Here is a 26,427-nt window from a genome sequence, read left to right on the forward strand (position 1 = left end):
CGGGCGATCAGATCGCTTCTTCGTCTTCTTCGCCGGTACGGATGCGCACTACGCGCGCCACATCGTACACAAAGATTTTGCCATCGCCGATTTTGCCAGTCTGCGCGGTTTGCATAATGGTATCGACACAGGTATCGACGATATCGTCAGCCACTACGATCTCAATTTTAACCTTCGGCAGAAAATCGACCATATATTCCGCGCCGCGATAGAGTTCCGTATGCCCTTTCTGGCGGCCAAATCCTTTTACTTCAGTCACGGTCATGCCGGTGATGCCGACTTCGGCCAGCGCCTCGCGTACATCGTCGAGCTTGAACGGTTTGATAATTGCGTCAATCTTTTTCATAACGGACCCTTTTTCTCTCCCTCCGTGGCCGGACGGGTAATACTCAGTATACGTGCGATGGACACGCCCTGTCTTTTTCGCAGGCTAAGCTACCATATCTGGCGGCGCAAGCGGCAGTAAAAACTACTCTTTGAAGTCGTTGGCATCCAGCTCGTGACGCGCCAGCAGCTTGTAAAATTCGGTGCGGTTGCGCCCCGCCAGCCGCGCTGCGTTGGTTACATTGCCTTTCGTCATTTGCAGCAGCTTGCGCAGGTAGTTCAGCTCAAACTGATGGCGCGCTTCGACGAACGTAGGCAACGCGGTGTTTTCACCCGCCAGCGCCTGCTCCACCAGCGCTTCGCTAATTACCGGCGTCGAAGTCAGCGCCACACACTGCTCGATCACGTTCACCAGCTGACGCACGTTGCCGGGCCAGCTGGCGGTCATCAGACGCTTCATCGCATCGGTAGAAAAGCTGCGGACAAAAGGCTTGTGCCGCTCCGCCGCCTGACGCAGCAGATGATTCGCCAGCAGCGGAATATCCTCCGCGCGCTCATGCAGCGCCGGAATTTTCAGGCTGACCACATTCAGGCGGTAGAAGAGATCTTCACGGAACTCCTGTCTCTCCATCGCTTTCGGCAGATCGCGATGGGTGGCGGAAAGGATGCGCACGTCGATATCAAGGTCGCGGTTGCTGCCCAGCGGACGCACCTTACGCTCCTGCAACACGCGCAGCAGCTTAACCTGCAGCGTCTGCGGCATATCGCCGATTTCATCGAGAAACAGCGTACCGCCCTCCGCCGCCTGAAACAGCCCTTCGCGCGCGCTGACCGCGCCGGTAAACGCGCCTTTGGCGTGTCCGAACAGTTCCGATTCCAGCAGCTGCTCCGGCAGCGCGCCGCAGTTGATAGCGATAAACGGCTTGCTGGCGCGCGGACTGGCGGCATGGATCGCTTTCGCCAGCACCTCTTTTCCTGTGCCGCTCTGTCCATTGATCAGCACGCTGACGTCCGATTGCGCCACCATGTGCGCCTGCTCCAGCAGACGCTGCATCAGCGGGCTGCGGGTGACGATCGCCTCCCGCCAGGCGTCATCGCTGGCTGGCGCGCTGTGCGCCAGCGCCTCATCGATGGCTTTATATAGCGCGTCACGGTCGACCGGCTTGGTCAAAAAGCTAAAAACGCCCTGCCGCGTCGCCGAGACCGCTTCCGGAATCGAACCGTGCGCCGTCAGGATAATGACCGGCAGACCGGGATGGAGGCGCTGAATTTCACCAAACAGCGCCAGGCCGTCCATTTCATCCATGCGCAGATCGCTGATCACCAGATCGACCTTTTCTTTATTCAGCTGGCGCAGCGCGTCTGGCCCGCTGTCGGCGGTAGTGACCTGAAACCCTTCGCTGGTCAGACGCATGCCCAGCAGCTTCAGCAGCGCGGCGTCATCGTCAACCAGCAGCAGACGGGCGGAGTTATGTGGCATTATTGCGCCTCTTTTTCGTTACTGTTTACGGCGGATGTCGGCGCAGAAGCGCCGGTGACGCTGTTTTCATCGCTATGGCTATTCTCAGAGACATCCGGCGATTTTCGTGAAGAGAGCTGACGCTCAATATCGGTTAGCGTCGACAGCTTGCGGCGCGTCTCCGCCAACTCACGGCTTAGCTGCGCCTGTTTTTGCCGCAGGGCGTCAAGCTGGTTGTCGCTTGACTGTTGCAGATGATGGTAGCGCGTACGCGTTTCCGACAGATCGAGCTGGGCCGCCTGATTAGCACGCCACAGCTGCATCAGCGGCCGCACCGACGCGGGAAAGGCGACGCTGAAGCTGTCGAGCTGAGCGATATACTGTTGGCGCTCGACCGGCGTTACGTTGCCGTTATCCAACAAAATCCCCTGTTTAAAGCTATTTTGCCAGCTGGTGGGCGGCCAGTTATGAGCCTCGGCGCGCGCCGCTATCGGCGACAGCCGCGCCGCGCAGTCGGTGGCGCGCAGCCAGTAAAGCGGGTTTTTGATGCTGTTGCCGTCGTTAATTTGCCAGATGCGCGCGCAGTCCACCGCCAGATAATCGACGATATTGATTTCCGGGTCGGGAAGCGACGCAGCCTGGCGCGGTAAAACGCTATGCGACGGCGCCTGGCAAGCGGCAACCAGCAGCATGGAAAGCAGCGCCAAACGTCGGCCAATGCGTTGTGCGACAGAAAAAGTAAAGAAGGTCATCGCGATTATTTCCCGACGCTTAAATTAAGTTCGATACGAAAGCAGACATCCGCCTCCTCCGTGTGAATAAAATGCAGATCGCCCTGCATGCGCCGCAGGCAATCTTTTGCAATGCTCAGCCCAAGTCCGCTGCCTTTGACCGCGCCCTTACGCTGTTGTCGCCCCTGAAAGAAAGGTTCAAAGATCATCGTCTGCTCCGCTTCCGGGATAGGCGTGCCGGTATTGGCGACGTCGATCCATACCCGATTGCCGTGTGTCTGGGTACGAAACCAAATGGTACCGGATTCACTACCGTAATAGACAGCGTTGGAATAGAGATTATCGATCACACGCGTCAGCAGCACCGGTTCGGCGCGACAGGTGGCGGCCTCCAGCTCAACGTGCGTCTGCATCAGCTTGGCGCGCGCCGTAAGGGCATGCGCATCGATCACGCTGTGAATGATTTGCGACAGGTCGACCGTTTCCAGCGGCTGCGGCGTATCGGCCAGCTTGCGGTTATAGTCCAGCAGCTGTTCGATCAGCCGCTGCAAATGTCGGCTGCTGCCGTCGAGAATGGCGACCACCTCTTTTTGATCGGCGGTGAGAGGACCGGCCACCTCGTCCGCCAGCAGCTCGGTGCCTTCACGCATGCTGGCCAGCGGCGTTTTCAGTTCGTGAGAGATATGGCGCAGAAACTCATGACGCTGCGATTCCAGCCACGCCAGACGTTCGCTCAGCCAGAGGATACGCTGCCCCAGCGCGCGGATCTCACGCGGCCCTTTAAAGCTGGCCATGTTGCCCAGCGGCCTGCCCTCGCCCAGCCGGTTGATCATTCGCTCCACGCCCTTTACCGGACCGATAATCATCCGGGTAAACAGCAGCACCAGCGCCAGCGTCACCAGAAACAGCAGCAGCGCCTGCCAGCCGAAAAATTGGCCGCGCTCGGCAATCTCGCGTTGCAGCTGCAGACCGCGGGAAAAGGCGGATTCGCGCGTCGCCTGCACCATCGCGGCGTTAGCGACGGAGAACGTTTCCAGACTGGCGGCGGCGGCGTTAACAGGATTGCTGTTCAGGCAATGCAGCTGCTCCAGCTGGGTCAGCGTCTGCCGCAGGCTTTGCCAGGCGCGCAGATCGGGCAGCACCTGCGCGTGGGCGTCCAGCATCTGCGAATAGCGCGTGCGCTGCGTCTGATAGAGCCGCGCCAGCACCGGATCGCCCAGCACGCAATACTGGCGGTAGCTGCGCTCCAGCTCCAGCGCGGTGCGCGCCATCGCCTCGCTGCGGCGCACGTCGGTCAGCGTGGTGCGGTTGGTATCCGCCGCCTGCTGGCTCAGCGCGGAGAGGCTTTCCCACGCCTGCCAGGCCAGCACCAGCAGCGGCAGCAGCACCAGCAGAAAAGCCATCAGCACCAGCTGACGCAGGGAACGGGGAAAGAGTCGCCAGTTTTTCACGCGCATTATCCTTGGTTGAAGTGAGGTTGATGCTAGCGAACAACGAGGCGGGAGGAAAGTCTGATCAAGACAACGGTGCGGGATAGCGCGCAAAATAAAACGGCAGAGCCGAAGCCCTGCCGTTTTAAGCGCGACGACTCTTCATCGCGCCGGGAATAGGTGGTGCCTAACTCAACGTTGCGCCCGGTGTTTGATAAAGCCGCGAACGGCTGTTATCGGTACGTGGACGGCAGGCACCGTTTTGTGCGTCATTCGGGATTTTTATGAAGCGCTAGACCGCCGAAGCAGGGCTGTCATAAACAGGTGAATGAGCCACTGCGGATATATTAGCAATTGTTATGCCAATTTAAAATAAAAATATTTAACTGCTTGATTAAGATAAGGTTAAAAAACAGCGCCATTGGCACAAGAGGATTATTACGCGGATAAGAGAGAAGTTTTATTAATAAGGGCGTCAGATTGTCGCTATTTAGCTACAGTATCTCATCAAAATATGTTACTCCATAAATTTCAACCACTTAAATGTCTCCTTTTAGAGACAGTTAAACTACCTGACTGTCGCAATCTGGCAACGGCTCCGCTAAAGATAAAAAAAACCGCACCCGAAACCGGTGCGGTTGCAGACTCACGCGACGCGAGTGTTAACCAAGCTGCTTGCGCGCATTACGGAAAATACGCATCCATGGGCCGTCTTCGCCCCACTCTGCCGGATGCCAGGAGTTGCTGACGGTGCGGAATACGCGCTCCGGGTGCGGCATCATGATGGTGACGCGGCCATTCTCGCTAGTCACCGCCGTAATGCCGTTCGGCGAGCCGTTAGGGTTGGCCGGATAATTTTCCGTTACCTTACCGTGGTTATCTACGTAGCGCAGCGCCACAATGCCTTTCGCTTCCAGCGCGGCGAGATGCGCGCCGTCGCGCACTTCCACAAAGCCTTCGCCATGCGAGACGGCGATCGGCATGCGCGATCCTGCCATCCCCTCCAGCAGCAGCGACGGGCTGGCCGCCACTTCCACCAGGCTAAAGCGCGCTTCAAAACGTTCTGACTGGTTGCGGACAAAACGCGGCCACAGGTCGCTGCCGGGAATCAGCTCACGCAGATTCGACATCATCTGACAGCCGTTGCAGACGCCCAGCGCCAGCGTTTGCGGGCGATGGAAGAAGGTTTCAAACTGGTCGCGCACGCGGCTGTTGAACAGAATCGACTTCGCCCAGCCTTCGCCTGCGCCCAGCACGTCGCCATAGGAGAAGCCGCCGCACGCCACCAGCGCCTGCATTTCCTCCAGCCCGATGCGGCCAGCCAGCAGATCGCTCATATGCACGTCCACCGCATCGAAACCGGCGCGGTGGAAAGCGGCCGCCATCTCAACATGGGAGTTGACGCCCTGCTCGCGCAGCACCGCAACTTTGGGGCGCGCGCCGGTAGCGATAAAGGGCGCGGCGATATCTTCCTGCGGCTGGAAGGTCAGATGAACGTTCAGGCCCGGATCGCTGTCCTCTTTTTTCGCCGCGTGTTCCTGGTCGGCGCAGATCGGATTATCGCGCAGGCGCTGCATCTGCCAGGTAGTTTCCGCCCACCAGACGCGCAGCGTAGTGCGACTTTCGCTGTAGATCGCTTTGTCACCTGAACGCAGGGTAAAGCGATCGCCTGGCAGCGCTTTGCCGAGATAGTGCACGCAGTCGCTCAGGCCGTGCGCGCCCAGCAGCGCTTCGACCGCCGCGCGATCCTGCGCCGCTACCTGAATGACCGCGCCCAGTTCTTCATTGAACAGGGCCGCCAGCGTATCCTCGCCCAGCGCGGCGATATCCGCGTCGATGCCGCAGTGTCCGGCGAAAGCCATCTCCGCCAGGGTTACCAACAGACCGCCGTCGGAGCGATCGTGGTAGGCCAGCAGTTTGCCCGCGCTGACCAGCGCCTGCATAGCGTTAAAAAAGCCTGCCAGCTGCTGCACGTCGCGCACATCGGCCGGCTTATCGCCCAGCTGACGGAAGACCTGCGCCAACGCGGTGGCGCCCAGCGCGTTATGGCCTTTGCCAAGGTCGATCAGCAGCAGCGCGTTATCTTGTTCCGCCCGCAGTTGCGGCGTAACGGTGCGGCGCACATCCTCGACGCGTGCAAAGGCGGTAATCACCAGCGACAGCGGCGCGGTGATTTCACGCTGTTCGTCACCCTGCTGCCAGCGGGTTTTCATCGACATGGAGTCTTTGCCCACCGGAATGGTCAAACCCAGCGCCGGACAAAGTTCCTCGCCCACCGCTTTTACCGCCTCATAAAGGCCGGCGTCTTCGCCAGGGTGACCGGCGGCGGCCATCCAGTTAGCGGAGAGCTTGACGCGCTTCAGCGCGCCAATATCGGTCGCCGCCAGATTAGTCAGCGCCTCGCCGACCGCCAGACGCGCCGAGGCGGCGAAATCGAGCAGCGCGACCGGCGCGCGCTCGCCCATTGAAAAGGCTTCGCCGTGGTAGCTGTCGAGGCTGGCGGTCGTCACCGCGCAGTTGGCTACCGGCACCTGCCACGGGCCAACCATCTGATCGCGCGCCACCATGCCGGTTACGCTGCGGTCGCCGATGGTGATCAGGAAGGTTTTTTCCGCTACGGTCGGCAGATGGAGCACGCGCTTCACCGCCTCTTCCAGCGTCATGCCGTCGCGCGCCAGGGCTTCGTTCTGCGCCTGCTGACGACGCACATCGCGCGTCATCTTCGGCGTTTTGCCCAGCAGCACGTCCAGCGGCATATCGATCGGCTGGTTATCGAAGTGGCTGTCGGAGAGCGTCAGGTGCTGTTCTTCCGTCGCTTCGCCAATCACCGCATAGGGGGCGCGCTCGCGCTGGCAAAGTTGATCAAACAGCGCCAGCTTGTCCGGCGCCACCGCCAGCACATAGCGCTCCTGCGATTCGTTGCACCAAACTTCCAGCGGGCTCATGCCCGGCTCATCGTTGAGGATGTCGCGCAGGTTGAAACGCCCGCCGCGGCCGCCGTCGCTCACCAGCTCCGGCATGGCGTTCGACAGGCCGCCCGCGCCCACATCGTGGATAAACAGAATCGGGTTCTGCTCGCCCAGCTGCCAGCAACGGTCGATCACTTCCTGACAGCGGCGTTCCATTTCCGGGTTGTCGCGCTGTACCGAAGCGAAATCGAGATCGGCGTCGGACTGGCCTGACGTCATAGAAGAAGCCGCGCCGCCGCCCAGACCGATATTCATTGCCGGGCCGCCCAACACGATCAGTTTCGCGCCAACGCTGATTTCGCCTTTCTGAACGTGATCGGCGCGGATATTGCCGATACCGCCCGCCAGCATGATCGGCTTATGGTAGCCGCGCAGTTCGCTGCCGTTGTGGCTGTCGACCCGCTCTTCATAGGTGCGGAAATAGCCGTTCAGCGCCGGACGGCCAAATTCGTTGTTAAACGCCGCGCCGCCCAACGGGCCTTCCGTCATGATGTCCAGCGCGCTGACGATGCGATCGGGCTTGCCAAAATCCTCTTCCCACGGCTGCTCGAAGCCGGGAATACGCAGGTTGGAAACGGAGAAGCCCACCAGACCGGCTTTTGGCTTCGCGCCGCGGCCGGTGGCGCCCTCATCGCGGATTTCGCCGCCGGATCCGGTCGCCGCGCCAGGCCACGGCGAGATCGCCGTTGGGTGGTTATGGGTTTCCACTTTCATCAGGATATGGGTCGGTTCCTGATGGAAATCGTAAACGCCGCGCTGCGCGTCGGCATAAAAGCGACCGACCTCGGAGCCTTCCATCACCGCCGCGTTGTCTTTATAGGCCGACAGGACATAATCCGGCGTCTGCGCGAAGGTGTTTTTGATCATTTTGAACAGGGATTTCGGCTGAGCTACGCCGTCGATCACCCAGTCCGCGTTGAAGATTTTATGGCGGCAGTGTTCGGAGTTCGCCTGAGCGAACATATAAAGCTCGATATCGTTCGGGTTGCGCCCCAGTTTTTCAAACGCGGCCAGCAGGTAATCAATCTCGTCGTCGGCCAGCGCCAGGCCCAGTTTCTGGTTAGCCTGCTCCAGCGCCGCGCGCCCCTGCGTCAGGATATCCACGCTTTGCAGCGGCTGTGGCTGCTGCTGAACGAACAGCTTTTCCGCATCGGCCAGATCGTCATACACGGTTTCCATCATGCGATCGTGCAGCAGCGCGGCGAGCTGCGTCCACTGCGCTTCCGTTAGCTGCGGCGCCTGTACGTAAAACGCCAGGCCACGCTCCAGACGACGCACCTGCGGCAGATCGCAGTTGTGCGCGATATCGGTCGCTTTAGAGGACCAGGGAGAGATGGTGCCCGGACGCGGCGTTACCAGCAGCAGACGCCCTTGCGGCGCATGTTCGGCGAGAGAAGGACCATATTTCAGCAGGCGTTGCAGGCGGGATTTTTCTTCTGCGTTCAGCGGTGCGCTGACATCGGCAAAATGGACATACTCGGCGTAAATATCACTCACCGGCAGGTGAGCGTCCTGAAAACGGGTCAGCAGTTTGTTTACACGAAATGCCGACAGGGCGGGCGAACCACGCAGAATTTCCATCATTAAGATCTCTCGTCAGAGCGCCGGAGGACGCTTCTTTGGGCGCAACAGGGAAAACGGGCGATATTATAGAGAAACGGCCCGCCTAACGAAACCGTTTGCGTGGATTTTTCCGCGCCTGGAATTAGCCTGAAAATTGCGCATATCCTGCTATTGCAGTTGCTCTGCGCCGCTTTGTTGCGCAAAATGCCCCACGCTCTGGGATTTAATAGATAACAAACGCTGCCCGAAGAGACAGAGGCCTGAGAGCCACCGAGAGATAAATATTTGAAATATTTGAAAATTAATTATCTGCTGATCGGGTTGATTACCGTCCTGCTGGCGGTAGCGCTCTGGCCGACCATTCCCTGGCACGGCAGCGCGCAAGACAAGATCGCGCAGATAAAATCGCGGGGGGTGCTGCGAATCAGCACCATTAATTCTCCGCTAACTTACTACACCAGCAACAATGCCCCGGCCGGAATGGATTATGAGCTGGCGAAGCGCTTCGCCGATTATTTGGGCGTCAAACTGCAGGTCAATGTTCATCAGAACCTGAACGACCTGTTTGACGATCTCGACGACGGCAAAGCCGATCTGCTGGCTGCCGGGCTGATTTACAATAGTGAACGGCTGGCGCGCTTCCGCACCGGCCCCAGCTACTATTCCGTTTCGCAGCAGCTGGTTTACCGCATCGGCACGCCGCGGCCAAAAAACCTGGGCAATCTGAAAGGCCGACTGACGGTTGCCTCTGGTTCAGCCTATATGTCGACGCTGCGTAATATCAAAGAGAATCAGTATCCCGATCTGGACTGGGCGATCTCGACCGATCAGGGACCGAAAGCGCTGCTGGAAGCGGTCGCCAACGGCGAGCTGGATTACACCATCGGCGATTCAGTCACCATCGGCCTGTTGCAGCGCATTCACCCGCAGCTGGCGGTGGCGTTCGACATTACCGATGAGGAGCCGGTCACCTGGTATATGCAGCGTGAAGAGGACGACAGCCTGAACGCGGCGATACTCGACTTTTTCAGTCAGATGGAAGAGGAAGGCGCGATGGCGCGGCTGGAGGAGAAATATCTCGGTCACGTCGGCGCCTTCGACTATGTCGATACGCGCACTTTCCTGCGCGCTATCGACGATATCCTGCCCGATATCCGCCCGCTGTTCGAGCGTTACGCCGCGCAGATCGACTGGCGCCTGCTGGCGGCCATCTCCTATCAGGAATCGCACTGGAATCCTCAGGCGACCTCCCCGACCGGCGTACGCGGGCTGATGATGCTGACGCGCAACACGGCAGACAGTTTGCAGGTGGCGGATCGTCTCGACCCGGAGCAGAGCATCCGCGGCGGCAGTGAATATTTGCAGCGCATGATGGAAAAGGTACCGGAGTCGGTACCGGAAGATGAACGCATCTGGTTTGCGCTGGCGGCCTATAACATGGGCTACGCCCATATGCTGGACGCGCGCAAGCTAACGCAAAAACAGGGCGCCAACCCCGACAGCTGGGCGGATGTAAAGCTGCGCCTGCCGATGCTGAGCCAGAAACGCTATTACAGCCAGACCACCTACGGCTACGCGCGCGGCCAGGAAGCCTATAACTATGTGGAAAATATCCGCAAGTATCAGCTCAGCCTGGTCGGTTATTTACAGGAGCAGGAGAAAAAACTGGCCCAGCGTAAAACGCTGGAGGCCACGTTAGGGGAAGGTTATCCGGCGGTCGCGCCCGACATCGCCATGAATTAAGCGGCGCTGCCCGGCGTCGCCCCCTGCTCTGCGGCACGCTGCGCCTGACGCTGCGCCCGCTTCTGTTCGCGGCGCATACGAAAAAAGTCACTGAGCATCGCGGCGCATTCGTCCGCCAGCACGCCCTGTTCCACTCTGACCTGATGATTCATGCCGGGATGTCCCAGAATATCCATCAGCGATCCGGCGGCGCCGGTTTTCTCATCGCGCGCGCCGAATACCAGACGACCGATACGGCTATGAACAATCGCTCCGGCACACATAATGCAGGGCTCCAGCGTGACATAGAGGGTGGTGTCCAGCAGGCGGTAATTTTCCAGAACTTTGCCGCCTTCACGCAGCGCCATCATCTCCGCGTGCGCGGTTGGATCGTGCTGTCCTATCGGCCGGTTCCAGCCTTCGCCGATCGCTTTATCGCCCTGCACCAGTACCGCCCCGACCGGAACTTCGCCCTGCTCGCGCGCCCGACGCGCCAGCTGTAATGCATAGCGCATCCAGTATTCATCAATCGTTTCGCTCACGGTACTCTCCAGCGGAAAAATGCGGCTGGCATTATAACCAAACCTGTTGGCTGACAAAATTATTCCAGCTGTTGCAGTTCGCCCTGCGGTGTTACGCGCCAGCGGTGCTGGCAGAAAAAAAGCAGCGGGTTGTCCTGTTTGCTGTCGCTATAGCCGCTGTACAGCTGCAGCGGCGTACCGATCTGCTCTTCCAGCTGCACCACTTTTTCATGGCCCAGGCAGCGCAGGCTAAGGATGCGTCCGCCCCATGCACGCTCCATCTGGCTGGCGATCAGCTTGACGCGCGGCAGGAAGGCGGAGTCGTAGTAAACCTGCTCCACCAGCGGCTGCGGCGAACCCGTAATTAACCAAACGTCGGCGTCGTTGCTGCTCAGGTAATCGGTCAGCCGCTGCTGCACCACTGGAAACGCCACTACCCGTTGGCGGAACCAGCGCGCGAAACTCGCCTCGCGGCGCTGAAGCGTCGCTTCGCTATGGCCGAAGGTGATCGACCAGAGCAGCAGGCTCATCGGCCAGCGCGCCGCGCGTCCCTTAATCAGCAGCCCCATTCCCACTATCGGCAATAGCGGAACCACCAGCAGCAGGTTCAGCGGTTGTCGCCACAGCAGATAGCGCATAAAGGTGCCGAACATATCCTGTTGATGTAAGGTGCCGTCCAGATCGAAAAACACTACCCGTCGTTGCGAATCCGCCATTAACCCCTTCTCCTTCATCAACCTTTCGCTTCAGCCTTCATTAGTGTAGACAGTAGCAGCAATAGCTGGCTAACGGCAGCCTCATCGCAATGTGATTTGGCATCAGGGGCAATCCGCGTTATACAATTAGAGAATCAATGTCTTATGCTTACTCTCCAGTGAGTAAGCTGCTCAGGCAGCAGGCCACACTATTACCGCCCCGCTGCTTGCAGTGGGCAATAACTATCTGAAGGAGCCGCCATGAGCGCCCTGTTACGCATTCGCCAGCTTTATCCAGGGCTGGCGCTGAATGAGCGCCGGCTGGCCGATTATTTGCTGGCGCAGCCCGGCCACGCCTGTCAGCTCAGCTCGCCGCGTCTGGCGCTGGAAGCGGGCGTAAGCCAGTCAAGCGTGGTGAAGTTCGCGCAGAAGCTGGGCTATAAGGGTTTCCCGGCGCTGAAGCTGGCGCTGAGCGAATCGCTGCGGGCGAAAGACGCGATTACGGTGCATAACCATATTCTTAGCGGCGATCCGCTGAAGGTGGTGGGCGAAAAGCTGTTTACCGAGAAGGTTTCCGCCATTCGCGCCACGCTGGACATCAACAGCGAAGATAAGCTGATGGAGACGCTCGACCTGATTAAGCGCGCCGGCCGCATTGTGCTGGTGGGCATTGGCGCTTCCGGTCTGGTGGCGAAAGATTTTTCATGGAAGCTGATGAAGATCGGCATCAGCGCCGTGGCCGAACAGGATATGCACGCGCTGCTGGCCAGCGTACAGGCGCTGCGCGCCGGGGATCTGCTGCTGGCGATCTCTTACAGCGGCGAACGGCGGGAGATCAATCTCGCCGCGCAGGAGGCGGCACGCGTCGGCGCATGGGTGCTGGCCTTTACCGGCTTTACGCCGAATACGTTGCAGCAGTGCGCCACCCACTGCCTTTATACCGTCGCGGAAGAACAGAGCACCCGCAGCGCCGCTATCTCGTCGACCTCCGCGCAGCTGGCGCTCACCGATCTGCTGTTTATGGCGCTGGTGCAGCAGGATGCGGAGCGCGCTTCCAACTATATCCGGCACAGCGAGGCGCTGGTAAAAAAACTGGTATGATCTGTTCACGGGCGTATAATGGCCGCGCTTCAGGCTATTCAGGCAGGACCGGGGACATTATGGCGTTACTGATTACCAAAAAATGTATTAACTGCGATATGTGCGAACCGGAGTGCCCCAACCAGGCGATATCGATGGGCGATGAGATCTACGTTATCGATCCTTATCTCTGCACCGAATGCGTGGGGCACTATGATACCCCGACCTGCCAGAGCGTCTGTCCTATCGATAACACCATCATCGCCGATCCGGCGCACCGCGAAGAACGCGAACAGCTGTGGGAAAAGTTTGTGGTTATCCATCATGCGGTATGAGGCGTCGCCGCCTCACCCTTCGATAATCACCGTCGCGCAGGCATAGTGACGCTCATCCGCCAGGGTGACATGCACATGCCGCACGCCCAGCTTCGCCGCCACTTCCGCCGCCTGCTGGAAAAAGCGCAGCTCAGGCTTGCCCAACGCATCGTTATAAACTTCAAACTGATTAAACGCCAGGCCGCCGCGAATGCCGGTGCCGAACGCTTTGGCCGCCGCCTCTTTCACCGCGAAGCGTTTCGCCAGGAAGCGCACCGGCTGCTGGTGAGTCTGATACTGTCGCCACTCGTTTTCGCTCAGCACGCGGCGCGCCAGGCGATCGCCCGAACGGGAGATCACCCCTTCGATGCGCTCGATTTCCACGATATCGGTGCCAAGCCCAAGAATAGCCATTAGCGACGCGCTTCCCGCATCAGCAGCTTCATCTCTTTCACCGCATCGGCCAGCCCGCTCATCAGCGCGCGCCCGATAATCGCGTGACCGATATTCAGCTCGTGCATTTCCGGCAATGCGGCAATCGGCAGCACGTTGTGATAGGTCAGGCCGTGGCCGGCGTTCACCTTCAGCCCTTTGGCGGCGGCCCAGGTAGCCGCATGCGCGATGCGCGCCAGCTCGGCGTCGCGCGCCTCGCCCTCTTCCGCTTCGGCGTAAGCGCCGGTATGAATTTCAATATAAGGCGCGCCCGCCGCTACGGCGGCGTCAATCTGCCGCTCGTCGGCGTCGATAAACAGTGATACCAGAATGCCCGCCGCGTTAAGGCGCTGTACCGCCGCGCTGATTTTCTCCTGCTGTCCCGCTACGTCCAGCCCGCCTTCGGTGGTGACTTCCTCACGCTTTTCCGGCACCAGACAGCAGAAATGCGGCTTCAGCTCGCAGGCGATCGCCAGCATCTCTTCCGTCACCGCCATCTCCAGATTCATGCGCGTTTCAATGGTCTGACGCAGCAGGCGCACATCACGATCGGTGATGTGGCGACGATCTTCGCGCAGGTGAACGGTAATGCCGTCGGCGCCCGCCTGTTCGGCCACAAAGGCCGCCTGCACCGGATCGGGGTAGTGGGTGCCGCGCGCATTACGCACGGTGGCGATATGATCGATATTGACGCCTAATAACAACTCAGCCATAACAGTCCTCAGAATGTTGTAGTTATGCAGGCAGCGCCACGCCTTCGGCGCGCGCTGGGTTTATTCCTGATTGTTTTGTGCATCCGCGCGTTTTTTAGGGATGAACTGACGGAACAGCTCCTGACTTTTTAACGGTTTGCCGCCCAGCCACGGCTTCAGCGCCATGCGGGTAAAGCGTTTGGCGGCGCGCAGCGTATCGCCGTCGGGAAACTCGCGCTCATACAGCGCCCGCAGCTGTCGTCCGGTAAAGCTGCGCTGATTGATCACCAGGCTGGCGATAAAGCCTTTCTCTTCACGATAGCTGTAGGTCATGCCGTCTTCAATATCCTCGCCGGTGCCGGCGCAGTGCAGGAAGTCGACGCCGTAACCCATATGGCCCAGCAGCGCCAGCTCAAAACGGCGCAGGGCCGGTTCCGGGCTGCCGTTGGCTTCCGCAAGAGACTGGAGACAGTGAAGGTAATCGAAGAAGAGTTCAGGAAACGGGGTTTCATGCTGCAGCACGCGCGCCAACAGCTCGTTGACGTAAAGACCGCAGTAGAGCGCGATGCCGCTCAGCGGCAGCGCCAACGAAACGGCTTCGACGTTGCGCAGGGTTTTGACTTCGCCGCGCCCGCCCCAGCGCACCAGCAGCGGCGTGAAAGGCTGGAGCGCCCCCTTAAGATGGGAGCGCTTCGAACGCGCGCCTTTGGAGATGACGCGCACCCGCCCATGGTTTTCCGTAAAGAGATCCAGCATCAGGCTGGTTTCGCTCCAGGGCCGTCCATGCAGAACAAAAGCGCGCTGCCAGCCTTCCATTCAGCAATCAGAGATCGTCAACATAGCCCAGGCTACGCAGCGCACGCTCGTCATCTGCCCAGCCGGACTTCACTTTGACCCACAGTTCAAGATGCACTTTCATCTCGAACAGCTCTTCCATATCCTTACGGGCTTCGATGCCGATGGTTTTAATCTTGGCGCCTTTGTTGCCGATCACCATCTTTTTCTGGCCTTCACGTTCAACCAGGATCAGACCGTTGATATCGTAGCCGCCGCGTTCGTTGGTGATGAACTGCTCAATTTCCACCGTGACCGAATAGGGCAACTCGGCGCCCAGGAAACGCATCAGTTTTTCACGAATGATTTCCGAGGCCATAAAGCGCTGCGAACGGTCAGTAATGTAATCTTCCGGGAAGTGATGTTCGGCTACCGGCAGGCGCTTGCGCACGATGCTGGCGATAGTGTCGACATTTTTGCCGCTTTCAGCGGAGATCGGCACCACATCCATAAAATCCATCTGCTGGCTGAGGAACTGCATATGCGGCAGCAGGATCGACTTGTCGGTGATGTTGTCGACTTTATTGATCGCCAGCAGCACCGGCACTTTGTTCTCTTTCAGCTTGTTGAGAACCATCTCGTCGTCCGCCGTCCAGCGCGTGCCTTCTACCACGAAGATAACCAGCTCGACGTCGCCGATGGAGCTGCTGGCGGCGCGGTTCATCAGGCGGTTGATCGCCCGTTTTTCTTCGATATGCAGGCCTGGGGTATCAACGTAGATCGCCTGATACGCGCCTTCCGTATGAATGCCCATGATGCGGTGGCGCGTGGTTTGCGGTTTACGCGAGGTAATGGAAACCTTCTGCCCCAGAAGCTGGTTCAGCAGCGTCGATTTTCCAACGTTTGGGCGGCCGACAATCGCAATAAAGCCGCAGTGCATCTCTTGTTCGCTCATTCGAGTCCTAACTTAATCAGCGCCTGTTCGGCCGCTGCCTGTTCAGCTTTGCGACGGCTCGACCCGGTGCCCACCACCGGCTCCGCCATGCCGCTCACCTGACAGTGAATGGTAAATTCCTGGTCATGCGCTTCGCCACGCACCTGCACCACCAGATAGGAGGGCAGCGGCAGATGGCGACCCTGCAGATACTCCTGCAGACGCGTTTTTGGATCTTTCTGTTTGTCGCCCGGACTGATTTGATCCAGTCGGCTCTGATACCAGCTAAGGATCAGCCTTTCCACCGTCTGAATATCGCTGTCGAGGAATACGCCGCCGATCAACGCTTCTACCGTATCGGCAAGGATCGATTCCCGACGGAAGCCGCCGCTTTTCAGCTCGCCAGGCCCCAGACGCAGGCATTCGCCTAAGTCAAATTCGCGCGCCATCTCCGCCAGCGTATTGCCGCGCACCAGCGTCGCGCGCATACGGCTCATATCGCCTTCATCCACGCGAGGAAAGCGGTGATAGAGCGCATTGGCGATAACAAAGCTCAGGATGGAATCGCCGAGAAACTCCAGACGCTCGTTGTGTTTACTGCTGGCACTCCGGTGGGTTAATGCCTGCTGCAGTAGTTCCTGATGAGTAAAAGTGTAGCCCAGCTTTCGCTGAAGCTTATTAATGAGGATGGGATTCATGCGATACCAATTTCAACAATGCGTCAATTATGCTGCATACGAAACAGGGCTGACGACGGTCAACGCTAAACAGTTTCGTTTGCAGTGGCTTCCCGCCTGCGGGAAGCCATCCGTTTTACAGACGGTCCGATTTAGTGGATGCCGCCGATACGACTCAGGCGAACGCCGGTAGGCCATTCTCCTTCCTGCTTTTCAAAGCTCATCCAGATGGCGGTCGCTTTACCAACCAGATTTTTTTCCGGCACGAAGCCCCAATAACGGCTGTCAGCGCTGTTATCGCGGTTATCGCCCATCATAAAGTAGTGGCCGGCAGGCACGACCCAGCTCGCCTGCGGCTGTCCCGGCTGCTGATAATACATGCTGGCCTGACTTTGCGCCTCAGTTACCAGCAAAATATTGTGGGTGACGTCACCTAACGTTTCTTTACGGGTCGCCAGACGCAGGCCGCCGCGCATGGTTTCGCCCTGCGGCACCTGCCAGAAACCGTTGCCCGATTCATTGCCGTCAAAACCGCTGAAGGTCTGAATAAAGTTACTTGGCGCCACGTCCGAATAGGTGATCGGCAACGCTTTGTCGCAGGCTTTGCCGCTGTCGCACGCCGGGTTCACCGTCAGCGTTTTATTCAGCGCGTCGTAGGTCACGCGGTCGCCCGGCAGACCTATAACGCGTTTAATATAATCGAGGCTCGGATCCTTCGGGTATTTAAACACCGCGATGTCGCCGCGCGCGGGATGCCCGGTCGGGATCAGCGTGGTCTGGGTAATCGGATCTTTAATGCCGTAGGCGAACTTCTCCACCACGATAAAATCGCCGATCAGCAGCGTCGGCATCATCGAACCGGACGGGATCTGGAACGGCTCGTAAATAAACGAGCGCACCACAAACACCACAGCCAGCACCGGAAAGACCGACGCGGCCGTTTCCACCCAGCCCGGCTGCTTCGCGACTTTCGTCAGCGTGGCGTTATCCAGCGTGCCGCCGGTTTGCGCCTGCGCCTGAGCCTGCTGCGCGCGACGCGCCGGCGCCCACTTGAACCGGTCGATGCACCAGATGATGCCGGTGACCAGCGTCGCTATCGCCAGAATCAAGGCGAACATATTAGCCATCAGATATCCTTATTTGCCGTCTTTGCCCACGTGGAGAATGGCCAGGAACGCTTCCTGCGGCAGCTCGACGTTGCCGACCTGCTTCATGCGCTTCTTACCTTCTTTCTGCTTCTGCAACAGCTTTTTCTTACGACTGACGTCGCCGCCGTAGCATTTCGCGAGTACGTTTTTACGCAGCTGTTTAACCGTCGAACGGGCGATGATGTGGTTGCCGATCGCCGCCTGGATAGCGATATCAAACTGCTGGCGCGGGATCAGCTCTTTCATCTTCTCGACCAGCTCGCGACCGCGATACGGCGCGTTATCACGGTGGGTGATCAGCGCCAGCGCATCGACGCGCTCGGAGTTGATCAGCACGTCCACGCGCACCATGTCCGACGCCTGGAAGCGCTTGAAGTTGTAGTCCAGCGAGGCGTAGCCGCGCGAGGTCGACTTCAGGCGGTCGAAGAAGTCCAGCACCACTTCCGCCATCGGGATTTCATAAGTCAGCGCCACCTGGTTGCCGTGATAGACCATGTTGGTCTGCACGCCGCGCTTCTCAACGCAGAGGGTGATCACGTTGCCCAGATATTCCTGCGGCAGCAGCATATGACACTCCGCGATCGGCTCGCGCAGCTCATTAATGTTGTTTAACGGCGGCAGCTTGGAAGGGCTGTCGACGTAGATAATCTCACCGCCGGTGGTTTCCACTTCATAGACTACGGTCGGCGCGGTGGTGATCAGGTCGAGATCGTATTCACGCTCCAGACGCTCCTGAATGATCTCCATATGCAGCAGGCCAAGGAAGCCGCAGCGGAAACCAAAGCCCAGAGCCGTTGAGCTTTCCGGCTCGTAGAACAGCGAGGCGTCGTTCAGGCTCAGCTTGCCCAGCGCGTCGCGGAACGCTTCATAGTCATCGGAGCTTATCGGGAACAGGCCGGCATAGACCTGCGGCTTCACTTTCTTAAAGCCCGGCAGCGCCTTTTCCGCCGGCATTTTGGCGCCTGTCAGGGTATCGCCCACCGGTGCGCCGAGGATGTCTTTAATGGCGCAAACCAGCCAGCCGACTTCGCCGCAGTTAAGCGCATCGCGATCGACCTGCTTCGGCGTGAAGATGCCGAGACGGTCGGCGTTATAGACCTGACCGGTGCTCATTACCTTAATTTTTTCGCCTTTGCGCAGCGTGCCGTTTTTGATGCGCACCAGCGAGACGACGCCCAGGTAGTTATCGAACCAGGAGTCGATGATCAGCGCCTGCAGCGGGCCGTTGGGATCGCCTTCCGGCGGCGGGATGTCGCGCACCAGGCGCTCCAGCACGTCCGGGACGCCTACGCCGGTTTTCGCCGAGCAGCGCACCGCGTCGGTGGCGTCGATGCCGACGATATCTTCAATCTCCTGCGAAACGCGATCGGGATCGGCGGCCGGCAGATCGATTTTGTTCAGTACCGGCACCACTTCCAGATCCATTTCCATGGCGGTATAGCAGTTAGCCAGCGTCTGCGCTTCCACGCCCTGCCCTGCATCTACCACCAGCAGCGCACCTTCGCAGGCGGCAAGAGAGCGTGATACTTCATAGGAGAAGTCCACATGGCCTGGGGTATCGATAAAATTGAGCTGGTAAGTTTCGCCGTTCGGCGCTTTGTAATCGAGCGTCACGCTCTGCGCTTTAATTGTGATGCCGCGCTCACGCTCCAGATCCATTGAGTCCAGAACCTGCGCTGCCATTTCACGATCGGTTAAGCCGCCGCAAATCTGGATCAGACGATCTGATAACGTTGATTTGCCGTGGTCAATGTGCGCGATGATCGAAAAGTTTCTTATATGCTTCATTATGGAGGTTATTCTGCCTTACAAATGCTGAAACTCTCGCGATGCAACCTCAGGAGAGCGTGTAATATCACAGGCGGAGACGGCCCGAAAGGCGCATTGTACACGACATATCAGGGTGGTGGAATCATCGCGCCGGGAGATAAAGCAAGGAAAACGGGATGATAGCGTATTTGCCGCGATGGTGGTGAAAAAAAGCGCAAAACATTAGCCGAACGAGGATTGCCCGTCCGGCGAAAGCTTACAGCGCCTCTTGCTCCACGCGCAGCGCGTCGGGGGAAGCATGATATTGAGAATAACCGGCTGGAAGGCTTCGCGAGCGCCAAAGCGCGACGAGACGCCTTTCGCGACGATAAAGCCGCCGATGCCGCCGAGCAGCGCGCCGCAGGCGGCCGCCAGATCGGTATGGAACTGCATCTGGAACAGGCCCGCCAGCAGGAACAATCCGAGCAGCGGCGTCATATACACCAGCAGCGCCGATCCCAGCAGGCTGCTTTCGCGGATGCCCAGCTCTACGCGCTGGCCCGGCTGCAGCGGCTTTTCGCTGGCGATCTGCATCACGTGCGCGTTTTTCGGCCCCAGCTTGTTCAGCATGGCGCTGCCGCACCCTTTACGCGCCGAGCAGCTGTTGCAGGTCGTTTTCACTTCCGAGTGCAGCGTGGCGATGCCGTCCTGCCACGCAACCACCGTGGCCCATTCTCTCATCATCGTTGCGTACCTAAGTTGATGCTGTCGGCGATACGCTTCGCCGTCGCGGGCGGCAGTTCGCCGACAATAGTAATGTCAGTGTTGTTGCGCGTAGCAGTTTGCACCGTTCGACGGCCAGTGCGCAACAGCTGCGTCGTACTGCTTTTATCCGCCGGGCTGACGTTTATCGAGAAACTGAAAAGGCCGTCGGAATAAAATCTTGATTCGACAGGTTTATCGATAGAAGGCAGCGTACGGCGGCTCTGCGCCACTTCCGTCATTCCCGCTGGCAGCCAGCCTGGCGTCCAGTTAAAGCTGACTTTTTGCCCTTCCGGCACCGAGAGCGACGGCGGAAGGTTCGCTTTCTCCAGCCCCTGCATCAGGTTGCGCACACCCTCGTCGACGGCGAAGCTAACCACGCGATACTGTTCCAGCGTTTCGCCGTCGCGATCGAGCAGATCGATACGCAGCGGCAGCTTGGTTTCACTGTCGAGCCAGACGATATAGCTGTAGCGCGTACCGTCGCGCGCCACGATGCGCACCACTTCGCACAGCTGATCGGCAATGCGCGTACGGCCCACCGGCACAAAATCGTAGCTGGTGGTCAGGCGCTTGAAATCGGCGTTAACGACTGCCGGCAACGCATCGACAATGTGCGTGCCGGGCAGCGAAAACGGCTCAAGCCCCGGCTCGAAGTAGCTGATATCGTTACCGCGCTGGATCACTTCCCGACGCGGTCCATCCATCTGCAGCAGCTGCGCGTAAACCTTGTTATCGATCACCGCGTGGCGATAGCGCAGCGATTCGATGCCCAGCCGGGAAACGTTGATATAAGCGAGTTCATAATTAAGGGACTGACTGGCCTGTTCCATCTGTTGCAACAACGCCCCGGACGCAGTTTCCTGCGCCGGGGCGATGGCTGAATAAAACAGGCCGCCAGCCAGAAGGCTAACGGCACACCAGAGTTGCTTCATTACTGCTGCTGTATTCCTAACGACTGATTTCCTGGAACCTGAACCTGAGCCTGTTGCGGGCCGGTGGGATCAAATTGCATCTGCTCGGTATGCAAGCGACGCTGCAGTTCGTAATCCTGCAGCATGGCATTGACCCGACGACGCTGCTCCTGCACTTGCTGGCTGGCGCTGTTGGTGTCAAAGCTGTCGGACGGCACGCCGAGGCTGACCGGCGACGCTTTGCCCATCATCGGCAGCGTATTGAACACCGGCGCTTCAGAAGCCTGACCCGACTCCTGCGGCTGATTATAGTGCTGAACGCCAACGATCACTGCCAGCGAGACGCAAGCGGCCACGCCAACCTGTGTAATTTGCGCGGCCCAGGGACGCATTTTCTTCCAGAAAGGCATTTTTTCCCAGCGTGCGGGTTCCGGCTGCGCTTCCGGGATAAACGCGGTTACGTTGCGAGCAGGTTCCTGTTCGATCGCAGCGGCGACGCGCGCGGCGATATCAAAATGGACGGTGTCGCCGACATCACCACGCAGCGTATCGCGGATAAGATGGTAGCTCTCCCAGCTTTGCTGCAGTGTAGCGTCTTTAGACAATGCGGAGATCACTTCGTTGTCCAAAGTTTCGCCATCCATTAAAGCGGAAAGTTTTTCTTTCTGCATGCCTTAGTACCCTTCCTGTATCCGTTATCGCTAACGTTGGATAAGCGGTTGAACTTTGTTGTCAATGGCCTCTCGCGCGCGGAAAATGCGCGAGCGCACGGTGCCTACCGGACAATCCATGATGGCCGCTATCTCTTCATAGCTTAAACCATCCAACTCCCGCAGGGTGATCGCCATGCGCAAATCCTCCGGGAGCGACTCAATGGTACGGAACACTATCTGTTTCAACTCATCAGACAACATTAAGTTCTCAGGGTTCGATATTTCTTTTAGCGCGCCCGCGCTTTCAAAGTTTTCCGCCTCTATCGCATCCACATCGCTGGATGGCGGACGGCGGCCCTGAGCGACCAGATAGTTTTTCGCGGTATTAACGGCAATACGGTATAGCCAGGTGTAAAACGCGCTATCGCCGCGGAAAGAGTCCAGCGCGCGATACGCTTTGATAAAAGATTCCTGTACGACATCGGGCACGTCGCCTGACGGAACGTAGCGTGAAACCAGGCTCGCCACTTTATGCTGGTAACGAACAACCAGTAAATTGAATGACTTCTGATCTCCTTTCTGTACCCGCTCAACGAGAATCTGATCCGTTAATTGCTCGCTCATCCGAGGTAATATCTCCCCAAATCATTCTCCACGCGTAAATGAACCACCAGCAAACACTCAAGTTTATGAGCAAGCCCTCATTAGAGCCGGTCATTAGACATTAGTTCAGTTACGCCGTTTTTTTATTGCCTCACCGGGTACTTTTACACGTCTGGATTATTGAGCATGCTGAGAAAACGTACGCCGCTGCTGTTTTTGATCGTAGTTAACCGATTACCGGGCGTAAGCCGCAGAGTACCCGATGCGCATGACATTTTCATCACCAAAGCGCAATTATTGTCCTTTGTTAATCATAATAAACACCGCACAGAGTTATCCTACCCTGCCATAAACGCTGGATACATTGCATTGCGCCAGATCGTGCCTTTCGACGCTTTATCGCTTTTTAATCGCGCCGTTTCGCCTTATGCTCTGCTGACCACTTGTTTAGTAAAATAAACACCATGAGCGAAATTTCCGATTATCAGTGTGACGTTTTGATTATTGGCAGCGGCGCGGCGGGTCTCTCGCTGGCGCTGCGCCTGGCGCAAACTCAGCAGGTTATGGTTCTGAGCAAAGGCCCGGTCAGCGAAGGCTCCAGCTTTTATGCGCAGGGCGGCATCGCCGCCGTTTTCGACGAAATGGACAGTATCGAAGCCCATGTGGAAGATACGCTGGTCGCTGGCGCTGGTCTTTGCGATCGCGATGCGGTGGATTTTATCGCGCGCAATGCGCGCCACTGCGTTGAGTGGCTGATTGAACATGGCGTCGCCTTTGATAAAGAGACACAGCCTGATGGCGAGGAGCGCTATCATCTGACGCGCGAAGGCGGTCACAGCCATCGCCGCATTTTACACAGCGCCGACGCCACCGGACGCGAAGTGGTCACCACGCTGGTTTCTCAGGCGATGAGCCATCCTAATATCCGTATCCTGGAGCGCACCAACGCCGTCGACCTTATCCTTTCCGATCGTCTGGGACTGCCAGGCTCGCGGCGCGTGCTGGGGGCCTGGTTCTGGAACCGCAATCTGGAGCGGGTTGAGACCTGCAGCGCGCGCGCCGTGGTGCTGGCCACCGGCGGCGCAGCGAAGGTTTATCAATATACCACCAATCCCGACGTCGCTTCTGGCGACGGCATCGCTATGGCCTGGCGCGCCGGCTGCCGCGTCGCGAACCTGGAATTCAATCAGTTCCATCCAACCTGCCTGTATCATCCACAGGCGCGTAACTTTTTACTGACCGAAGCCCTGCGCGGCGAAGGCGCTTATTTACGGCGTCCTGACGGCAGCCGCTTTATGCCCGACTTCGACGCGCGCGGCGAACTGGCGCCGCGCGATATCGTGGCGCGGGCTATCGATCATGAAATGAAACGCCTCGGCGCCGACTGCATGTATCTTGATATCAGTCATCAGCCGGCCGATTTTATCCGCGCCCACTTCCCGATGATTGACGAAAAACTGCGGTCGCTGGGCTTCGATTTAACCCGCGAGCCGATTCCGGTGGTGCCGGCGGCCCACTATACCTGCGGCGGCGTGATGGTCGATCATCATGGACGTACTGATATCGACGGGCTCTATGCGATTGGCGAAGTCAGCTATACCGGCCTGCATGGCGCGAATCGCATGGCCTCCAATTCGCTGCTGGAGTGCCTGGTTTACGGCTGGTCGGCGGCCGAAGATATGCTGGCTAGCCTGCCACAGGTCACCCGCGTCGATAATCTGCCCGCCTGGGATGAAAGCCAGGTGGATGATTCCGACGAAAGAGTGGTGATCCAGCATAACTGGCATGAGCTGCGGCTGTTTATGTGGGATTACGTCGGCATCGTGCGCACCACTAAACGTCTGGAGCGCGCCAGCCGACGCATCGCGCTGTTGCAGCAGGAGATCGAGGAATATTACCGCCACTTCCGCATTTCCAATAATCTGCTGGAGCTGCGGAACCTGTTGCAGGTGGCGGAGCTGATTATTCGTTGCGCCATGCAGCGCAAGGAGAGTCGCGGGCTGCACTATACCCTCGACTATCCTGAGACGCAGCCGGAATCGGCTCCGACTATCCTGACGCCGCCGGGCTACATAAACAGATAAAAATCCTGGGTCAGGCTGCAAAAGGCGGGAGAATAACAGCGGTCTGGCCCACGAATCACCAGGCGCTCCAGCAACACTTCGCCAGGCGCCGGCGAAAACCCTAACAGCACGCGGTGCGGCAGCCGCGTATCGTTTTCCGCAATGTCGTTGCGAAAGCGCAGATGCCAGCCGCGCGTTAGCGCCAACGCGACAAAACGCTTTCCTTCCTCTTCCGGTAGCACCAGGCAAAAGTACCCTTCTTCACTGATTAGCGTCTCCGCGCTGCGCAGCAGATCCTCATGGGTCAAGGTGTGGGTAGCACGAGCATTATCGCGGGCCGGGGTCGCGCAGGCCGGGCCCGGTTTGAAATAAGGCGGATTGCTGACGATCAGGGAATAACGTTTTTCCTGCTGCATCGCCCAGCTGAAAATGTCCGCCTGATGAATGCGAATTCGCGCCGCCCACGGCGACTGCGCGGCATTCTCCGCCGCCTGCGCTGCCGCGTCGCCGTCCAGCTCAACCGCGTCGATCTCTACCGATTCCGCAGTGCGCTGCGCCAGCATCAGCGCCAGCAGGCCGCTACCGGTGCCAATATCAAGAATGCGTACCGCCTGCGCAACCGGCGCCCACGCGCCCAGCAGAATGCTGTCGGTGCCGACCTTCATGGCGCAGCGATCGTGCGCAATAAAAAAACGTTTAAAAGTGAAGCCGTTGCCACGTAATGGCGGTTTTGATTGCGACATAATCAGGACCAAAGACAAAAACGGTGTCAGCATAGGGGAAATAAGAAAGGGTTAAAAGCCATAAACTGCCGACAAACAGATGAAGATCGTCGCCAATCTGTCTATAATCAGCGCCCCAAACTGAGGTAGACCATGACCGCAAGCACATTTTCCGAACTCGAACTTGATGAAAGCCTGCTGGACGCATTGCAGGACAAAGGCTTTTCCCGCCCCACCGCTATCCAGGCCGAAGCGATCCCCGCCGCGCTGGATGGACGCGACGTGCTGGGTTCAGCACCAACCGGGACCGGGAAAACGGCGGCCTATCTTTTGCCGGCGCTACAGCACCTGCTGGATTTTCCTCGTAAAAAATCTGGCCCGCCACGGGTTCTGATCCTGACGCCAACGCGTGAGCTGGCGATGCAGGTCGCAGAGCAGGCCCAGGCGCTGGCGAAACATACTCAGCTGGACATCGCCACCATTACCGGCGGCGTGGCCTATATGAATCATGCCGAAGTGTTCAGCGAAAACCAGGATGTGGTGGTGGCGACCACGGGGCGCCTGTTGCAGTACATCAAAGAAGAAAACTTCGACTGCCGGGCGGTAGAAATTCTGATCCTCGATGAAGCGGATCGCATGCTGGATATGGGCTTTGCCCAGGATATCGAAACCATCGCCGGGGAGACCCGCTGGCGTAAGCAGACGATGCTTTTCTCCGCCACGCTGGAAGGCGACGGCATTAAAGACTTCGCCGAGCGCCTGTTGAATGAGCCTGTGGAGATCGATTCCGATCCGTCGCGTCGCGAGCGCAAGAAGATCCAGCAGTGGTATTACCGCGCCGACGACGTGGCGCATAAAACCAAACTGCTGGTGCATCTGCTGAAGCAGCCGGATGTATCACGCTCTATCGTCTTTGTGCGCAAGCGCGAGCGCGTGCATGAGCTGGTGGGCTGGCTGCGCGAAGCGGGTATCAACGCCAGCTATCTGGAAGGCGAAATGGTGCAGGCGAAGCGTAACGAAGCGCTGAAGCGTCTGATGGATGGTCGCGTTAACGTGCTGGTCGCTACCGACGTCGCCGCACGCGGCATCGATGTGGATGATGTCAGTCACGTATTCAACTTCGACCTGCCGCGTACCGCGGATGTCTATCTGCATCGCATCGGCCGCACGGGCCGCGCCGGTCGCAAAGGCACCGCGCTGTCGCTGGTAGAAGCGCACGATTATCTGCTGTTGGATAAAATCAGCCGCTATATCAGCGAGCCGTTGAAAGCGCGTACGATTGATGAGCTGCGTCCGGTAACGCGCGCGCCAAGCCAAAAACTTAAAGGCAAGCCGTCGAAGAAAGTGCTGGCGAAGCGCAAAGAGAAAGAGAAGAAAAAAGAAGACGAGAATAAGCCGCGCGTTAAGGTACGCCATCGCGACCGGAAAAATATCGGTAAGCGACGCAAGCCTGCCGCCGACAGCGCCAGCAGCAACAAAGAAAACGCTGAATAATT

Annotated in this window: 25 protein-coding genes; 6 read left to right on the forward strand and 19 right to left on the reverse strand. The window is 58.5% G+C overall.

Annotation, left to right across the window (positions count from 1 at the left end; all coding sequences use genetic code 11):
- Positions 1–7 precede the first annotated feature (7 nt).
- The 5 genes from glnB to purL all read right to left on the reverse strand — a co-directional run bounded on the left by glnB (position 8) and on the right by purL (position 8,497).
- Entirely contained in the window at positions 8–346 is a 339-nt protein-coding gene (gene glnB, locus C2E16_RS15755; protein WP_038624670.1) for a nitrogen regulatory protein P-II, read from the reverse strand.
- Between the two features lie 123 nt (positions 347–469).
- Positions 470–1,804 carry a two-component system response regulator GlrR gene (glrR, locus tag C2E16_RS15760; protein WP_038624669.1) on the reverse strand — a complete coding sequence of 445 codons (1,335 nt, stop codon included), beginning with the start codon at positions 1,802–1,804 and terminating at the stop codon, positions 470–472.
- Positions 1,804–2,535, reverse strand: coding sequence for a two-component system QseEF-associated lipoprotein QseG (qseG, locus tag C2E16_RS15765; RefSeq protein WP_052133868.1), 732 nt, complete (start codon positions 2,533–2,535; stop codon positions 1,804–1,806). The genes glrR and qseG overlap by 1 nt, the downstream gene beginning before the upstream one ends.
- A gap of 5 nt (positions 2,536–2,540) precedes the next feature.
- Complete coding sequence (locus C2E16_RS15770) at positions 2,541–3,965, reverse strand: sensor histidine kinase (RefSeq protein WP_038629909.1); 1,425 nt, start codon at positions 3,963–3,965, stop codon at positions 2,541–2,543.
- A gap of 641 nt (positions 3,966–4,606) precedes the next feature.
- Positions 4,607–8,497 carry a phosphoribosylformylglycinamidine synthase gene (gene purL, locus C2E16_RS15775; RefSeq protein WP_104951566.1) on the reverse strand — a complete coding sequence of 1,297 codons (3,891 nt, stop codon included), beginning with the start codon at positions 8,495–8,497 and terminating at the stop codon, positions 4,607–4,609.
- A 264-nt stretch (positions 8,498–8,761) separates the two neighbouring features.
- Between purL and mltF the strand changes: the two genes are divergently transcribed.
- Positions 8,762–10,219: a membrane-bound lytic murein transglycosylase MltF gene (mltF, locus tag C2E16_RS15780; protein WP_084970428.1), complete on the forward strand. Its 1,458-nt coding sequence runs from the start codon at positions 8,762–8,764 to the stop codon at positions 10,217–10,219.
- Here mltF and tadA read toward each other — a convergent pair.
- Together tadA and yfhb are read right to left on the reverse strand one after the other, a co-directional pair.
- A complete protein-coding gene (gene tadA / locus C2E16_RS15785; RefSeq protein WP_038629908.1) occupies positions 10,216–10,740 on the reverse strand; it encodes a tRNA adenosine(34) deaminase TadA in 525 nt (174 codons plus the stop codon). The two genes, mltF and tadA, sit on opposite strands and share 4 nt — an antisense overlap.
- A gap of 59 nt (positions 10,741–10,799) precedes the next feature.
- Positions 10,800–11,435 carry a phosphatidylglycerophosphatase C gene (yfhb, locus tag C2E16_RS15790; RefSeq protein ID WP_084970427.1) on the reverse strand — a complete coding sequence of 212 codons (636 nt, stop codon included), beginning with the start codon at positions 11,433–11,435 and terminating at the stop codon, positions 10,800–10,802.
- Between the two features lie 240 nt (positions 11,436–11,675).
- Here yfhb and C2E16_RS15795 point away from each other — a divergent pair, with 240 nt between their 5' ends.
- The gene (locus C2E16_RS15795; protein ID WP_038624665.1) at positions 11,676–12,515 is read left to right on the forward strand and encodes a MurR/RpiR family transcriptional regulator; all 840 of its coding nucleotides are present in this window, start codon (positions 11,676–11,678) and stop codon (positions 12,513–12,515) included.
- A gap of 59 nt (positions 12,516–12,574) precedes the next feature.
- Complete coding sequence (locus tag C2E16_RS15800) at positions 12,575–12,829, forward strand: YfhL family 4Fe-4S dicluster ferredoxin (protein ID WP_038624664.1); 255 nt, start codon at positions 12,575–12,577, stop codon at positions 12,827–12,829.
- Positions 12,830–12,841: 12 nt separating this feature from the next.
- Here C2E16_RS15800 and acpS read toward each other — a convergent pair whose 3' ends face one another.
- From acpS to rpoE, 11 genes are all read right to left on the reverse strand, one after another.
- On the reverse strand, positions 12,842–13,222 hold the full coding sequence (acpS, locus tag C2E16_RS15805) for a holo-ACP synthase (protein WP_038624663.1): 381 nt from the start codon (positions 13,220–13,222) through the stop codon (positions 12,842–12,844).
- Positions 13,222–13,953 (reverse strand): pyridoxine 5'-phosphate synthase, encoded by a 732-nt coding sequence (gene pdxJ / locus C2E16_RS15810; RefSeq protein ID WP_038624662.1) that lies wholly within the window; start codon positions 13,951–13,953, stop codon positions 13,222–13,224. Before pdxJ ends, acpS begins: the two co-directional genes overlap by 1 nt.
- 60 nt (positions 13,954–14,013) lie before the next feature.
- Complete coding sequence (recO, locus tag C2E16_RS15815) at positions 14,014–14,748, reverse strand: DNA repair protein RecO (RefSeq protein ID WP_038624660.1); 735 nt, start codon at positions 14,746–14,748, stop codon at positions 14,014–14,016.
- A 7-nt stretch (positions 14,749–14,755) separates the two neighbouring features.
- Entirely contained in the window at positions 14,756–15,661 is a 906-nt protein-coding gene (gene era, locus C2E16_RS15820; RefSeq protein WP_038624658.1) for a GTPase Era, read from the reverse strand.
- A complete protein-coding gene (rnc, locus tag C2E16_RS15825) occupies positions 15,658–16,338 on the reverse strand; it encodes a ribonuclease III (protein WP_038624657.1) in 681 nt (226 codons plus the stop codon). Before rnc ends, era begins: the two co-directional genes overlap by 4 nt.
- Positions 16,339–16,469: 131 nt before the next feature.
- The gene (gene lepB / locus C2E16_RS15830) at positions 16,470–17,444 is read right to left on the reverse strand and encodes a signal peptidase I (protein ID WP_038624656.1); all 975 of its coding nucleotides are present in this window, start codon (positions 17,442–17,444) and stop codon (positions 16,470–16,472) included.
- A 9-nt stretch (positions 17,445–17,453) separates the two neighbouring features.
- Entirely contained in the window at positions 17,454–19,253 is a 1,800-nt protein-coding gene (gene lepA / locus C2E16_RS15835; protein WP_038624655.1) for a translation elongation factor 4, read from the reverse strand.
- A gap of 204 nt (positions 19,254–19,457) precedes the next feature.
- The gene (gene rseC, locus C2E16_RS15840) at positions 19,458–19,958 is read right to left on the reverse strand and encodes a SoxR-reducing system protein RseC (protein WP_104951567.1); all 501 of its coding nucleotides are present in this window, start codon (positions 19,956–19,958) and stop codon (positions 19,458–19,460) included.
- Positions 19,955–20,911 carry a sigma-E factor regulatory protein RseB gene (gene rseB / locus C2E16_RS15845; protein WP_084970426.1) on the reverse strand — a complete coding sequence of 319 codons (957 nt, stop codon included), beginning with the start codon at positions 20,909–20,911 and terminating at the stop codon, positions 19,955–19,957. The genes rseC and rseB overlap by 4 nt, the downstream gene beginning before the upstream one ends.
- Positions 20,911–21,561 (reverse strand): anti-sigma-E factor RseA, encoded by a 651-nt coding sequence (rseA, locus tag C2E16_RS15850; RefSeq protein WP_038624652.1) that lies wholly within the window; start codon positions 21,559–21,561, stop codon positions 20,911–20,913. Before rseA ends, rseB begins: the two co-directional genes overlap by 1 nt.
- Before the next feature lie 30 nt (positions 21,562–21,591).
- Positions 21,592–22,167: an RNA polymerase sigma factor RpoE gene (gene rpoE / locus C2E16_RS15855; RefSeq protein WP_038624651.1), complete on the reverse strand. Its 576-nt coding sequence runs from the start codon at positions 22,165–22,167 to the stop codon at positions 21,592–21,594.
- Between the two features lie 165 nt (positions 22,168–22,332).
- Here rpoE and C2E16_RS20610 point away from each other — a divergent pair, with 165 nt between their 5' ends.
- Both C2E16_RS20610 and nadB read left to right on the forward strand, forming a co-directional pair.
- Positions 22,333–22,605 (forward strand): hypothetical protein, encoded by a 273-nt coding sequence (locus tag C2E16_RS20610; protein ID WP_133052062.1) that lies wholly within the window; start codon positions 22,333–22,335, stop codon positions 22,603–22,605.
- 5 nt (positions 22,606–22,610) lie between these two features.
- On the forward strand, positions 22,611–24,230 hold the full coding sequence (nadB, locus tag C2E16_RS15860; protein WP_038624650.1) for an L-aspartate oxidase: 1,620 nt from the start codon (positions 22,611–22,613) through the stop codon (positions 24,228–24,230).
- On the opposite strand, the gene trmN is transcribed toward nadB, so the two are convergent.
- Positions 24,215–24,952 (reverse strand): tRNA(1)(Val) (adenine(37)-N(6))-methyltransferase TrmN, encoded by a 738-nt coding sequence (trmN, locus tag C2E16_RS15865; protein WP_038629906.1) that lies wholly within the window; start codon positions 24,950–24,952, stop codon positions 24,215–24,217. The two genes, nadB and trmN, sit on opposite strands and share 16 nt — an antisense overlap.
- A gap of 132 nt (positions 24,953–25,084) precedes the next feature.
- Between trmN and srmB the strand changes: the two genes are divergently transcribed.
- The gene (gene srmB, locus C2E16_RS15870) at positions 25,085–26,425 is read left to right on the forward strand and encodes an ATP-dependent RNA helicase SrmB (RefSeq protein ID WP_038624648.1); all 1,341 of its coding nucleotides are present in this window, start codon (positions 25,085–25,087) and stop codon (positions 26,423–26,425) included.
- The last annotated feature ends 2 nt before the right edge of the window (positions 26,426–26,427 follow it).

Source organism: Mixta calida, assembly GCF_002953215.1.
Classification (GTDB): Bacteria; Pseudomonadota; Gammaproteobacteria; order Enterobacterales; family Enterobacteriaceae; genus Mixta; species Mixta calida.